This is a genomic window from Chitinivorax sp. B (assembly GCF_005503445.1).
Classification (GTDB): Bacteria; Pseudomonadota; Gammaproteobacteria; order Burkholderiales; family SCOH01; genus Chitinivorax.
In genome coordinates, this window is the sequence record NZ_SCOH01000003.1 from 1 (window position 1) to 13,643 (window position 13,643).

A 13,643-nucleotide genomic window follows, 5' to 3' on the forward strand; every position below is an offset into this window, starting at 1 on the left:
CCGTCACGCCAGCTGGCTGTGTCATGAGTGTGTTGGTCGATTGCGTACAGATCTGGTCGGCCGCAGATGACGGCCAACCAGCAGGGGGCGGATCAGGTCATGGGCTAGTCATCAGCAAAATGGACGGCAGCTTGATCAGCACATTTAGAATTTGAATTGGCATATATTTACCACTTGCCTGAAAATTGATATTCAGCAAGATGAAATTGATTGGCTGAGTGAGATTTCCGCAAAAATAGTCAGCAATTCGAGTGGGCATGCACTATAAGCAATGCCGAAGTTTGATGCAAAGACATTCAAATCAATGAAATTATCAATTAATCATTAATTTCTGAATATCGTGTTTCAGTAAATTAATGAATGGCTATTCACCAGCAGGGGTAACAACACCCACATACCATTGAATACAATATGGAAAAATCAGCATGGCCAAGCAGGTTGATTGAGTCGATGGGCAAGGATTTGCGTGACCAATCGGACACTTAAAACCGAATATTAAGATGGAGTGAAATGAAATCAAGTTTTGCAGTTGCTATTGTTATTTAGAAAAACACCCCTCACCATTTGCAATCAGTGAGGGGTGTTTTACATCGATCTGGCGCTGTTGCACAAATCCGTGCGCGTAGTGGGACTGGTAAGCTAGTCACATGACCAAGCCACGCCGAAGCAGTACCGAACTACCAACTGGAAAGCCTATAACCAAGTCCTGATCCAGTGCGGCGCCCTGTCCATCTGGCTGGACACGGGCATGACATGACAGGCAAGGCCGCAAGGAAAGCGAGGTCGGGCACCAACCCACAACGATGCGGCCATTCAATTCTGTTTGACCATCAAGAACCTGTTCGGCCTGGCGTTGCGACAAACCATTGGCTTCATCCAAAGTCTGCTCAAGCTGGCAGGACTGGAGCGCCCCGGACGACAGCACGCCGTGCCGGCATCAGCAGACGTTGCAAGTCAACATTCCCTTCCAGAAAAGCTCAGGTGCGCTGCACCTGTCGGTCGATAGTACCGGCATCAAAATGCTGGGCGATGGCGCTTTCGATACCCAGGCTTGCCATGAGGCGATTGCGGCACGGGGCGCGATTGGGTGCATCCCCACGCGCAAGCATGCTCGGCCGTGGAAAGGAAGCTCGCTGGGCGTGCTGGCTCGGAACGAGATGCTAGGCGCCACCAAGCGACTTGGCTGGGCCGTCCATACACGGTGGCGGTGGCATCAATCTGTTGGGGAAAGGGGAAACTCATCCTGCACTGGATTTATGCAACAGAGCCTATGCATCCCAACAAAAGATTTGAGTCCCTTGGGTATTCTGCACATCACAGGCCAGCCATCAGGCTACCTGATACTGCCACCACAAAATCATCTCACGCTTTGATCCAGGCTATAGTGGTTGTCTTGCAGTGGCGCAGGATTCACAATGCCGATGGGTTTTGGTGACTGGATCCAAGAGCCTGTTCAAAATCTGTGATGAGCGGTAATCAGCGGAATGAAGCGCAGCGCAAAAACCGTGGTGCATGTGCGATGCATGAGGATGTTGAGCAGCACATGAGCCCCGATCATGGTCACGCAATAAGACATCAAACATCTAGGACACGCTATCTGCGCCCATTACGCCAAGACCAATCTCACGTTGAACAGCTTGATGCCCACTGCAAATGCAATCTTACTGAAACCGGTTTGGGAACCCGATCTGACAAATGTGGTCAAGCAATCATCCTGGCCGAGATCCGCTGGATTGATGTCGTACCAAGACAGTTCGCTGAAACCACCTCAGCTCACTACCGCCAACATCGAATTCAGCCGGCCTTTGGCCAAACCGTTGTGCATATCCGGTGACTTGCCGGACCTACCCATTTTCAAGAAAAGGAGCTGCATGAAACCGCAACTCACCCTGCCTTTGCTGGCTTGTCTGGCCACACCCACCTTCGCGGCCGATGATCGTCTGGCAGAGATCCTGGCACGTGGCACGCTGCGCATCGCCACCACCGGCGACTATCAGCCGTTCAGTTACAAAAACCCGCTCACTGGCGATTATGAGGGACTGGATATTGATCTGGGCCGACAGTTGGCCAAAGAGTTGGGAGTCAAGCTGGAATGGGTACCGACCACTTGGCCCAAGCTGATGCCCGACTACGAGGCCGGCAAATTCGACATCGCCATGAGTGGCGTATCCATCAGCCTGGATCGGCAGAAGAAAGCACTGTTCTCCATTCCCTATTTACGCGATGGCAAAACACCAATTGCCCGTTGCGCTCAGGCTGACCGTTTTCAGACCTTGTCCCAGATCGATCATCCAGAGGTCAACGTGATCGTCAACCCTGGTGGCACTAACGAACGCTTTGCCAAAACCAACCTGCGTCAGGCCAAGCTGACTGTACATCCAGACAACACCACCATCTTTGAGCAAATTGAAGCCGGCAAGGCAGATGTGATGATCACCGATGCCATTGAAACCCGTTTGCAGGCCAAATTGCGCCCCACACTCTGTGCCATTCATCCCAGCCAGCCATTTACTTTCTCGGAAAAGGCTTTTCTGTTGCCGAATGATTTTCGCTGGAAAGCCTGGGTTGATCAGTTTTTGCACCAGGTACAGGAACGTGGCGCCCTGACCCGACTACAGGAACGCTGGCTGAATTGGCCTTGGCTGGCCCAAACCCCACAGGGCGAATTGGACCAGTTGTTGGCGCTGATGAACGAACGCCTGAAGCTGATGCCCGATGTCGCCCGCTACAAGTGGAATGACCAGTCCCCGGTAGAGGATTTGCCACGTGAAAAAATAATTCTGGATGGCTTGGTGAAACAGGCAGCGGAAGCCAAGGTTGCGCCGGAGCTGGCGACCACCTTTTTCCGCGCCCAGATCGAAGCCGCCAAGGTGATCCAGCGCAAATTGATTGATGATTGGCGCCAAAGCCAACCAGGCCGATTCGAGGATATTCCAGATCTGAAAACCGAAATTCGCCCACGCCTGGACGACCTGACAGCCAAGCTGATCCAGGCACTTGCCCGTAATCAGGCTACCCTGGCTGACCCGACCAAGCGACAGATTGTGGCTACAGCTGCAAAACGTTGGGTGCCAGCCAGCAATTGGGGAGATGCGGCATACACCGCAACCCAGCCCTTGCTGACTGCCCGATAAAGCACCGCCAATACAGCGCCATGCGTTACATGTAATGATGGCATCGATTGAAACTGGGTCACCCAGCAGGTTCAATCGATGCCTCATGTCGCAACTGACCACACCAGTGTTTGCAACATGGGCTCACAGCAGCATGCCGAAACCAGCGGCTCCCCATTCATATACTTGGCGGCATCGCTGATGACTGAATCAGGTAGTGCGCCCCCCACATAAAAAAGCCCGTGCCCAAAGCGGTACGGGCCGTCTACAAAATCTCAGCGATTCGGTTGGGGCGTAATACGCAGATAAGGCTTGATCACCTTGTGCCCTTTCGGGAACTTCTCGGCAATCACGGCCGGATCCTGCAGTGAAGGCACAATCACTACATCCTCACCATCCTTCCAGTTGGCCGGTGTTGCCACGCTGTGATATTCGGTCAATTGCAGCGAATCGATCACCCGCAGCAATTCATCAAAATTACGACCCGTGCTGGCTGGGTAGGTGATGATCAGGCGAACCTTCTTGGCAGGGTCAATCACGAAAACTGACCGTACCGTCGCCGTGGCACTGGCATTAGGATGGATCAGGTCATACAGCAGCGACACCTTGCGGTCATCATCTGCCAGAATGGGGAAATTGACCGTGGTCTGCTGGGTTTCATTGATGTCTTTAATCCACTCATGATGCGATGGGACAGGATCAATCGACAGTGCGATCACCTTCACATTGCGACGGGTAAACTCCTGCTTCAGCTTTGCTACTGTACCCAGCTCAGTCGTGCAAACCGGTGTAAAATCAGCGGGATGCGAGAATAGCACGCCCCAGCTGTCACCCAACCATTGGTGGAACTTGATCGGACCTTCGCTGGAGTCTTGAGTAAAATCCGGTGCGGTATCGCCTAAACGCAAACTCATGGTGGATTCTCCTGGATATGTGATGGTGCTGTGCAATGACGGCAAACGTGCAAACCAGATTACGCGACAGTCAGAATTCATCAAAAGAATATTGAATCGAACATTTATTCTTTTTAGTTATTTTAGATCAGACTTCCTATCGCGACTATAGCTTAGCAATGTCGGACAAAAAGTTATATAAAAATCATATTTCATTATTTGTGGATATATAACACTTACCCCTAGACTGCGCTCATGACTCGACCCGGTTCCATTCTCGGTCGATATACATCCAATCAGACTGAGAGAGGACTCCCCATGACGCACCACCACTGGTTCACTGCACTTGCCCTATCTGCCACGCTGCTAACGCAATCTGCCATTGCCGCCAGTGTCTCGCTATTGAATGTCTCCTATGACCCGACACGTGAGTTGTATCAAGATTTCAACAAGGCATTTGCACAGCATTACAAGCAAAAAACCGGTGACGACGTTTCGGTGAAAACATCACACGGTGGTTCAGGGAAACAAGGACGGGCAGTCATCGACGGCTTGGAAGCCGATGTGGTCACGCTAGCACTGGCTTATGACATCGACGAAATTGCCGAACGCGCCAAACTGATTGATCCCGCCTGGCAAAAGCGCCTGCCACACAATGCCTCACCTTACACGTCCACCATTGTGTTTCTGGTACGAAAAGGCAATCCCAAGCAAATCAAGGATTGGCCCGATCTGGTGAAACCAGGTGTGCAGGTGATCACCCCCAATCCGAAAACCTCTGGTGGAGCGCGCTGGAACTACCTTGCTGCATGGGGCTTTGCCTTGAAGCAACCTGGTGGAAGCGATGCAAAGGCTAAGGATTTCGTACAAAAATTGTATAAGAACGTACCCGTGCTGGATTCAGGTGCACGCGGGTCAACCACCACATTTGTCGAGCGAGGTATTGGCGACGTCTTGCTGGCCTGGGAAAACGAGGCCCTGTTGGCGATCAAGGAATTAGGCCCCAATAAATTCGATATCGTCGCCCCTCCACTGTCAATTCTGGCAGAACCACCCGTCTCGGTAGTAGACAAAAACACCGCAAAACACGGTACCACAGCCGTTGCCAAAGCCTATCTGGACTATCTCTATACGCCAACCGGCCAGGAAATCGCTGCCCAGAACTACTATCGCCCGATTGACGCCAAAGTGGCAGAGAAATACGTCAAACAATTCCCGGCAGTCACCCTGTTCAAAATCGATGAGCTATTTGGCGGCTGGCGAAAGGCCCAGAAAACCCACTTTACCGACGGCGGCGTGTTCGATCAGATCTATGGCGTCAAATAATCGACCCGCGCCTGTGGCATGATGCGCGACGCAGTATCCAGATTGATGTCTACCGACATGGTCGAATTGGTCAAGCCTCATTCAGATCAATGTCCGTATCGAACAGACAGCCTGTCAAAGGCCGCCTTTTTCCACAACCGAGGAGAAGCAATGCGTATTGAAACCCTGGCCGTCCACGGTGGTTACAGCCCCGACCCCACCACCAAGGCGGTTGCCGTCCCGATCTACCAGACCACCAGTTATGCCTTCGATAGTACTCAGCACGGCGCCGATTTGTTCGATCTCAAAGTGCAGGGCAACATCTACACCCGCATCATGAACCCCACCACCGATGTTCTGGAAAAACGGATGACAGCATTGGAAGGCGGCGTTGGCGCCTTGGCGCTGGCGTCCGGCCAGGCGGCCATTACCTATGCCATCCTCACCATTGCCGAATCCGGTGACAACATCATCGCGACCAGCACGTTGTATGGCGGCACTTACAATCTGCTGGCCCACACCTTGCCGCAGTATGGCATTCAAACCCGGTTTGCCGATTATCGTGAACCCGCCAGCTTTGAAAGACTGATTGACGAGCACACGAAGGCAATTTATGCCGAATCCATTGGTAACCCACTGGGTAACGTCGTGGATATTGGCGCCCTGGCTGACATCGCCCATCGACACGGCATTCCGCTGATCATCGACAATACAGTTGCCACACCCTACCTATGTCGGCCATTCGAACATGGCGCTGATATAGTCGTTCACTCCCTGACTAAATATCTGGGTGGTCACGGTAACAGCATTGGCGGTGCCATCGTCGATTCCGGCAAGTTCCCATGGGCAAAGCACAAACAACGCTTCAAACGACTGAATGAGCCGGATGTCAGCTACCACGGCGTAGTCTATACCGAAGCGCTTGGTACCGCTGCCTACATCGGTCGTGCGCGGGTTGTACCACTACGGAATATGGGTGCCGCCCTCAGCCCGTTCAACAGCTTCCTGATCCTGCAAGGTATCGAAACCCTGGCATTACGCATGGATCGTATCAATGACAATACTCTGGCCATCGCCAGACACCTGGCACAGCATCGCCAAGTGGAATGGGTGCAGTACGCCGCGCTGCCAGACAATCCATCCAAGCATCTGGTGGATCGTTACTTAGGTGGCAAGGCATCGGGCGTACTCAGCTTTGGCATCAAAGGAGGGGCGGAAGCCGGCGGGCGTTTTATCGATGCGTTGCAGCTGGTCACCCGTCTGGTCAACATCGGCGATGCCAAATCGCTCGCCTGCCACCCTGCCAGCACCACCCACCGTCAATTGTCGCCAGATGAGCTGAAGAAGGCGGGTGTCAGCCCTGACATGGTACGACTATCGATTGGTATCGAACACATCGAGGATCTATTGGCCGATATCGATCAAGCATTGAACAAATCACGTTGACCCCTATTCAGGATTGCCATTATCACAATGACAACCGGCATCGGCACTGCAATTACAGCCGTTCTGCTGACAGTTCAACAACACTGAACAGGTGGATGATCGCACCAAGAATAGCAACAACCCCTGCCCGCCAAGCAAGGGTTGTTGATACCCACGATGGGCCGCTGTGCTTTCATGTCAGGAGGGGAAAAATGGCAGAACGCTACCCTAGTGACGATATCCCTTGTCAAACCACCCTTTGCTGAATGATCAATACAAATGAAAAAACTCAAAATCCAAAGTCTGATTTGGATGAATGCAGCCAAAGAAGCTGGTAGCTGTATGCAATATGGATTACTGGATGCCTGCCGCCAGGGCCTCTGGTGGCGGTCCGCGTTATGGTGTGTGCTGGTCACAATCGGTTGGCTTTGGCTGTATGTGAAACAGGCTGGCATTTTCCTCGAACTCAGTGGGGTGGTGGCGCTGGTATCGTTCTTCGGCCTGTTTGGTACGACTTTGGCCGGGTTCGGCGGTACCGGTGGCAGTGTTGTGGCAATGGGCAATATACCTGGCGCACTGGCCTCCAATCTGGCATCCGGGCTTGCCAGTCTGGGACCTTTTATTCAGGCCGTACTGGCAGCATTGGCCATCGCCATCGCATTCTATGTGTTGCTGTTCCTGTTGGGGGTACTGGTCACGATACAGCTGCCAATTCGCTGGCTATTTCTGCAACGAGCCCAAACGGTGGTTGCCAAACATTATCCTGACTGGGTGCAACCCGCTGCCTCCCTGATAACGCCACCCCCACGCAGTTCAATCAAGACCACACTGGTTGCTTTGCTGAAGCTGTGCATCCCCATCTATGCGTTTTTCTATGTACTGAAATTGATGTTTGCCTGCCCAATCCGATTGCTATATCAGCCCGCTGCCCAAAGCAGCCTGACCGACATCCAGTGTGATGAGCTATATCAACAGCAATCGAAAGTTGTATTGATGCTGGGGCTGTTTCACTTTGTATTGATGGCTATCCCGATAATCAATTTACTCGTACCCGCACTACTATGTACCAGCGTGTGCCATCTGCAACGCCGTGGCTGGATCAACCCGCAGCCAACCGAGATAGCCTGACTTTCCGTCATTCACCGACACATTTCACCGCAAGCTAATAACTTTTTCCGCTAACCATATTCGGAATTATCATTATTTTGCATATGCCAGCTATGGTATGCTGCCCCATCACTACAAATAGGTTGCGATATCAATCAGATACTGCAGCCGGTGTCGCCAGGGCAATGCTTCTTTGCTGCCCTTTCCAGATGCGGCACCCTAATACTGGGGATATCACACCATGTACATCTACGACGAAATCGATCAGCGAATCGTCGATGAACGCGTCGCCCAATTTCGAGATCAGACTCGCCGCTATCTGAGTGGTGAACTGACTGATGACGAGTTCCGCCCGTTGCGCTTACAAAATGGCCTTTACATTCAGCGTCATGCCCCGATGCTGCGGGTTGCCATTCCATATGGTGAGTTGAACACCCACCAGTTGCGCAAACTGGCTCACATTGCACGAACCTATGACCGTGGCTATGGCCATTTCAGCACCCGCCAGAACATTCAATTCAACTGGCCTGCGCTGGAGGCAGTACCGGACATTCTGGCCGAACTGGCCACAGTGCAGATGCATGCAATCCAGACGTCGGGTAACTGTATCCGCAACACCACGACCGATCAGTTCGCCGGCGTAACGGCAGATGAGCTCATTGATCCGCGCCCTTACTGTGAACTGATTCGCCAATGGTCGACTTTTCACCCCGAATTCGCCCATTTGCCGCGAAAGTTCAAGATCGCAGTCAATGGAGCCGTCGATGATCGTGCAGCAGTATGGGTACACGATATCGGGTTGAACCTGCACAAGGATTCCGATGGCAAGGTTGGTTTTCAGGTCATCGTAGGCGGCGGCTTGGGCCGTACACCCATCATCGGTTCCGCTATTCGCGAATTCCTGCCACGGGAGCACCTGCTGACTTATCTGGATGCTGTATTGCGCGTCTATAACCGGTTTGGCAGACGGGACAACAAGTACAAAGCCCGCATCAAGATTCTGGTCAAGGCACTCAGCCCCGAAGTCTTTGCGCAAAAAGTCGAAGAGGAGTGGGCACATCTCAAGGACGGTCCAGCCACGGTACCGCAGGATGAATTCGATCGCCTGATGTCGTTCTTCCAAGGACCCGCTTACGAAAAATTACCGGTGGAAGATGTAGGGTTCCGCACGGCCGTTGCATCGAACAAGGCTTTCAGCAAGTGGGTTGAACGTAACGTACGAGCCCATAAAGTACCCGGCTATGCAGCCGTGACCTTATCATTGAAAGCCACCGGCCCTGCCCCAGGTGATGCCACCGCCGATCAACTGGACACCGTTGCAGACTTGGCAGATCAATACAGTTTTGGCGAATTGCGCGTCAGCCACGAGCAGAACCTGATTCTGGCCGATGTCAAACAAGCAGACCTGCTCACTTTATGGGAAAAGGCCAAAGCCATCGGTTTTGCTACCCCCAATATCGGCTTGCTGACTGACATGATCTGCTGCCCGGGGGGGGATTTCTGCTCACTGGCCAATGCCAAGTCCATCCCCGTGGCTGAAGCCATTCAGCAACGTTTTGAAGATCTGGATTACCTGTATGACATTGGTGACCTGGATCTGAACATTTCCGGCTGTATGAACTCCTGCGGTCATCATCATATTGGTCACATTGGCATTCTCGGTGTCGATAAAAATGGAGAAGAGTGGTACCAGGTTTCAATTGGCGGCGCCCAAGGCAATCGCGCTTCGTTAGGCAAGGTGATCGGCCCCAGCTTTGCCCGTGCTGACATGCCCGATGTCATTGAAAAGCTGATTCATGTTTATCTGAACAAGCGTCACGAAGATGAACGGTTCATCGATACCGTCCGCCGTGTCGGTATCGAGCCATTCAAGGAACATGTCTATGCCAAAGCTCATTAAACAACTCACCATTGTCGACGATCGGTTCACACTATTACGACCTGCCGACGATGGCAGCTTGCCGGCCATCCCAGCTGCAGGCGACATCATCGTACCGCTGACCTGCTGGCAATCCGAGCGTGATCAACTGACATCGCGCAAGGACCTGATCGGTGTGTGGCTGGCACCGGATGATGATCCATCAGAGATCGTGGCAGATTTATCACACTTTGCTGTCGTGGCAGTGGATTTTCCTGCCTTTACCGATGGCCGGGGCTACTCTACTGCTAGGCTGCTACGTGAACGTTACGGTTACCAGGGCGAATTACGCGCAGTTGGTGATGTGTTCAAGGATACGTTGTTCTACCTTGCACGCTGCGGATTTGATGCCTTTGCTGTGCGGCAAGACAAAGATATTGTAGAAGCATTGAAAGGCTTGAGTGATTTCACCGATGCCTATCAAGTTTCTGCAACCCAATCAATCCCATTGTTCCGTCGCCGAGCAGCTCTCCCCTAACAAAGGCGTCTTGCATGGTGCACACTGCCATCAATCAGCCAAGCATGCCACCTTGCATGTCAAAACGGGATCATTTCAACGGCATGTTAAGTTTGGGTTCAGGCAATGCCGCTAAACTGACGCCAGTTTCTTCGCAACGATAGCCAGGAGTTTCCATGTTCAAACAGCTTGCATGCGTCTTAGCCACCGTTGGCCTGATGGCCAGCACAGTCGCCAGTGCGGGCGAAATTGACGGGACCGCTGTGATCGGCGGCGCAGTCGGCGGTGCCTTGGGTACTGCAATCGGCAGCCAGGTTGGTGGCCGAGATGGCGCAATCATCGGTGGTGCGATTGGTGGTGCCACTGGCGCTGCAGTCGGCTCCAACGTGTCGAAGCGTCGAGAGGCCCGTGTTGTGCGTGAACGTGAAGTGGTGTATGTCGACCGCAAGGGCCACCGTGGCCGTGGGCGCGGACATCGTCATCATCGTCACCACCACGACGATTGAACTGTTGTCCGTACCACCCTCTTCCTTGATATTTGCCGCGCCAACAGCGCGGCTTTTTTTGTTCCGAATAACCTGATTCAATTAAAGACCTTTTGCCAGTAGGCTTACAGGCTTTCCCAGATTTAACTTCATCAACTTTTGTCTATACAATGGGGATTCTGCCGTTATTCTATGTGGCACACCACCCAGAATAACGTGCAGACCCCGGCGCCAGACCGGAGCGAGTCCACATTCAGTGCACGACAGCCTCTGCCCAACCTGGCGACAAGCAAGGTGAGCTGGCTATGCCGTGCTCGATGTGGTGTATATACAGAATCGAGGGGACTCAATCATGATCAGCGTCTTTGACCTGTTCTCCATTGGTATCGGGCCTTCCAGCTCTCATACCGTCGGCCCGATGAAGGCTGCATTGGCCTTCATCGAGCAGCTCCGGCAACAACAGCAATTGACCATCACCGTCCGGGTAAAAGCCGATCTGTACGGCTCACTAGCGCTCACCGGCCATGGCCATGGCACAGTCAATGCTGTCCTGCTTGGCCTTGAAGGCAAGCATCCACGCACTGTCGAGCCGGCCAGCGTTGCACCCCGCGCACAGTCCATTCAGCAAGAACATGCCATGATGCTGGGCGGTACGCATCCGATCTCATTTGATTTCAGTCAGGATCTGCTACTGCACAAACATGAATTCCTGCCCAAACACGCCAATGGAATGCGCTTTTCTGCGTTTGACGCCCAGGGTAAACCACTGTTACTACAGACGTGGTACTCCATTGGCGGTGGGTTCATCGTCCAGGAAGAAGAATTCGGTATTGATCAGCCCACCGTTGCTGTACCTTTCCCATTCGCCAATGCTGACGAATTGCTGGCCCACTGCCGCAAACAGGGTAAATCGATTGCTACCCTGATCTGGGAGAATGAGCGCGCACGGGCAAGTGGCGACGAAATTCGCGCCAGAGGGCTGGATATTGCGAATGTAATGCATGAATGCATCCTGGCTGGCTGCCGCCATGAAGGCATTCTGCCTGGCGGATTGAATGTACGTCGCCGCGCCCCGTCGCTGTATAAAAAACTGTCCTCACAGAACGGTGCTGGTCAACACAACACCATGCTATGGCCAATGCTGTATGCCATGGCAGTCAACGAAGAGAATGCAGCCGGTGGCCGGGTAGTGACTGCCCCCACCAACGGCGCAGCTGGTATCGTCCCTGCAGTACTGGAGTATTACCGCAACTTCATTCCCGGCGCCAACGACGATCGCATTGTCGAGTTCCTGCTGACAGCCGGGGCAATTGGCTTGCTGTACAAAATGAATGCATCGATCTCAGGTGCCGAAGTGGGATGCCAAGGCGAGGTAGGCGTCGCCTGCTCAATGGCGGCCGGCGCACTGGCAGCGGTCATGGGTGGTACCCTTGCGCAAGTAGAGAACGCGGCGGAAATTGCCATGGAGCACCATTTGGGCATGACCTGTGACCCAGTTGGCGGACTCGTGCAAATCCCCTGTATCGAACGCAACGGCATTGCAGCTGAGAAAGCAATCAAGATTGCTCAATTGGCACTACTGGAAGATGGCGAGCACAAAGTATCATTGGATACCGTGATTCACACCATGCTGGAGACTGGCAAAGACATGCAGCAACGTTACAAGGAAACTTCCCAAGGCGGCCTGGCGGTCAACGTAACTGAGTGCTGATCAACAGGAGGTAACTGGCGCTGCCACTTGTCAATATTACTATCTTGCACGGCCGAACAACCTTGCCAACTGTTCGGCCTGATTGGCCAGCAATGTAGCTGCATCACGCTTGGCCGCCTCAAGTGTCATCGGCCCGCAGACCAACGAAAATACCCCATCAAAGTGCGGTGTCAACGCTGCCAGATCTGCAGCAACCACCCCGCCCGACAACAAAGTCACCGGCACCCCATGCCGCCTGGCCAGTTGCGCCACTTCATACGGCGCTTTGCCAGCCAACGTCTGTCGGTCTGATCGCCCTTCTCCAGTAATAACCCAGTCCGCCCCAGCGATGACTGCAGGTAAACCAATCCACTCCGCAATCGTCTGTGCCCCAGCCTGCTGGCTGGCACCCAGTAATTTCAAGGCATAGCCCAACCCACCCGCCGCACCCGCCCCTTCGGAATTGGCCAACCCTTGGCGAATACCCCCAGCTTCCGCCAGTCTGGCCCAAGCAGCCAAGCGTGCATCAAATTCAGCCATGCTGGATTCGGGCACCCCTTTTTGCCGCCCAAATATGCGTGTGGCGCCCCGCTCTCCACATAATGGGTTATTCACATCCGTCAACGCTACCAATGGTAGCTTGGTCAAGCGGACATCCAGCCCCTGCCAATCTACCCTTGCGAGATGTTGCAGCCCATCCAGAGTTGCAGGAATCACTTCTTCATGTTGATTCATCAGGCGGCAACCCAGCGCCTGCATCATGCCAACCCCACCGTCATTTGTAGCCGTCCCCCCCAATGCAATGCTGATCCGGTTTGCACCCGCCTCCAACGCATGTTTCAACAACAACCCCACACCCACAGTGGTTCGGTGTACCAGGGCGCTATCAGTGACGGCAGGCAGGCCAATGATTTGCGCCACTTCGATCAAAGCATGCCCACTGCCATCAAACCAAATAGGTGCCTCGATAGGTCGCCCTTCCGAATTCACTGTCGAATACCAGCAAATTGAACCCTGTCGGGTTGCAGCAATGGCATCCAGCGTGCCCTCCCCCCCATCCGCCATCGGATACAAACGGCATTCCGCGTCCAACCACACTCGCCGCAGACCTTTTTCGATTGCGTTAGCTACAACGCAGGCAGGCAAGCTGCCCTTGAATGAATCCGGTGCAATCACAACTCTCATGGTAAGTCCCTATAGCCATATGTATGGAGGGGTTGACAAAGCGCTCAGCCGAGCACAAACTTTAC

10 protein-coding genes and 2 pseudogenes are annotated in these 13,643 nt (G+C 53.4%); 10 read left to right on the top strand and 2 right to left on the bottom strand.

Annotated elements, in window-relative coordinates:
• Nucleotides 1-647 precede the first annotated feature (647 nt).
• From FFS57_RS02590 to aroQ, 3 genes and pseudogenes are all read left to right on the top strand, one after another.
• Nucleotides 648-1,205, top strand: a pseudogene (locus FFS57_RS02590) (transposase); the annotation flags it as partial.
• Nucleotides 1,206-1,871: 666 nt separating this feature from the next.
• Nucleotides 1,872-2,648: pseudogene (locus tag FFS57_RS26160) on the top strand (transporter substrate-binding domain-containing protein); the annotation flags it as partial.
• Between the two features lie 27 nt (nucleotides 2,649-2,675).
• Nucleotides 2,676-3,134 (top strand): gamma subclass chorismate mutase AroQ, encoded by a 459-nt coding sequence (aroQ, locus tag FFS57_RS26165; RefSeq protein WP_349306715.1) that lies wholly within the window; start codon nucleotides 2,676-2,678, stop codon nucleotides 3,132-3,134.
• A 254-nt stretch (nucleotides 3,135-3,388) separates the two neighbouring features.
• Here the strand turns inward: aroQ and FFS57_RS02600 are convergent, their stop codons facing one another.
• A complete protein-coding gene (locus FFS57_RS02600; RefSeq protein WP_137936206.1) occupies nucleotides 3,389-4,027 on the bottom strand; it encodes a peroxiredoxin in 639 nt (212 codons plus the stop codon).
• A 297-nt stretch (nucleotides 4,028-4,324) separates the two neighbouring features.
• On the opposite strand from FFS57_RS02600, the gene FFS57_RS02605 reads away from it, so the two are divergent.
• The 7 genes from FFS57_RS02605 to FFS57_RS02635 all read left to right on the top strand — a co-directional run bounded on the left by FFS57_RS02605 (nucleotide 4,325) and on the right by FFS57_RS02635 (nucleotide 12,414).
• The gene (locus FFS57_RS02605) at nucleotides 4,325-5,332 is read left to right on the top strand and encodes a sulfate ABC transporter substrate-binding protein (protein WP_137936207.1); all 1,008 of its coding nucleotides are present in this window, start codon (nucleotides 4,325-4,327) and stop codon (nucleotides 5,330-5,332) included.
• Nucleotides 5,333-5,482: 150 nt separating this feature from the next.
• Entirely contained in the window at nucleotides 5,483-6,757 is a 1,275-nt protein-coding gene (locus FFS57_RS02610; protein WP_137936208.1) for an O-acetylhomoserine aminocarboxypropyltransferase/cysteine synthase family protein, read from the top strand.
• A 258-nt stretch (nucleotides 6,758-7,015) separates the two neighbouring features.
• Complete coding sequence (locus FFS57_RS02615; RefSeq protein WP_137936209.1) at nucleotides 7,016-7,864, top strand: hypothetical protein; 849 nt, start codon at nucleotides 7,016-7,018, stop codon at nucleotides 7,862-7,864.
• Nucleotides 7,865-8,084: 220 nt separating this feature from the next.
• Nucleotides 8,085-9,743 (top strand): nitrite/sulfite reductase, encoded by a 1,659-nt coding sequence (locus FFS57_RS02620; RefSeq protein WP_137936210.1) that lies wholly within the window; start codon nucleotides 8,085-8,087, stop codon nucleotides 9,741-9,743.
• The gene (locus FFS57_RS02625) at nucleotides 9,727-10,239 is read left to right on the top strand and encodes a DUF934 domain-containing protein (protein ID WP_137936211.1); all 513 of its coding nucleotides are present in this window, start codon (nucleotides 9,727-9,729) and stop codon (nucleotides 10,237-10,239) included. Before FFS57_RS02620 ends, FFS57_RS02625 begins: the two co-directional genes overlap by 17 nt.
• Before the next feature lie 155 nt (nucleotides 10,240-10,394).
• The gene (locus FFS57_RS02630; RefSeq protein ID WP_249383856.1) at nucleotides 10,395-10,724 is read left to right on the top strand and encodes a glycine zipper domain-containing protein; all 330 of its coding nucleotides are present in this window, start codon (nucleotides 10,395-10,397) and stop codon (nucleotides 10,722-10,724) included.
• 328 nt (nucleotides 10,725-11,052) lie between these two features.
• A complete protein-coding gene (locus FFS57_RS02635; RefSeq protein ID WP_137936398.1) occupies nucleotides 11,053-12,414 on the top strand; it encodes an L-serine ammonia-lyase in 1,362 nt (453 codons plus the stop codon).
• Nucleotides 12,415-12,453: 39 nt separating this feature from the next.
• Here the strand turns inward: FFS57_RS02635 and FFS57_RS02640 are convergent, their stop codons facing one another.
• On the bottom strand, nucleotides 12,454-13,578 hold the full coding sequence (locus tag FFS57_RS02640; protein ID WP_137936212.1) for a glycerate kinase: 1,125 nt from the start codon (nucleotides 13,576-13,578) through the stop codon (nucleotides 12,454-12,456).
• Nucleotides 13,579-13,643: the final 65 nt, after the last annotated feature.

Excerpts from the sequence above, each read along its gene's own strand:
- FFS57_RS02600 (WP_137936206.1), bottom strand. The coding sequence starts at position 4,027 with ATGAGTTTGCGTTTAGGCGATACCGCACCGGATTTTACTCAAGACTCC.
- FFS57_RS02605 (WP_137936207.1), top strand. The coding sequence starts at position 4,325 with ATGACGCACCACCACTGGTTCACTGCACTTGCCCTATCTGCCACGCTG.
- FFS57_RS02615 (WP_137936209.1), top strand. The coding sequence starts at position 7,016 with ATGAAAAAACTCAAAATCCAAAGTCTGATTTGGATGAATGCAGCCAAA.
- FFS57_RS02620 (WP_137936210.1), top strand. The coding sequence starts at position 8,085 with ATGTACATCTACGACGAAATCGATCAGCGAATCGTCGATGAACGCGTC.
- FFS57_RS02630 (WP_249383856.1), top strand. The coding sequence starts at position 10,395 with ATGTTCAAACAGCTTGCATGCGTCTTAGCCACCGTTGGCCTGATGGCC.
- FFS57_RS02640 (WP_137936212.1), bottom strand. The coding sequence starts at position 13,578 with ATGAGAGTTGTGATTGCACCGGATTCATTCAAGGGCAGCTTGCCTGCC.
- FFS57_RS02610 (WP_137936208.1), top strand. The coding sequence starts at position 5,483 with ATGCGTATTGAAACCCTGGCCGTCCACGGTGGTTACAGCCCCGACCCC.
- FFS57_RS02625 (WP_137936211.1), top strand. The coding sequence starts at position 9,727 with ATGCCAAAGCTCATTAAACAACTCACCATTGTCGACGATCGGTTCACA.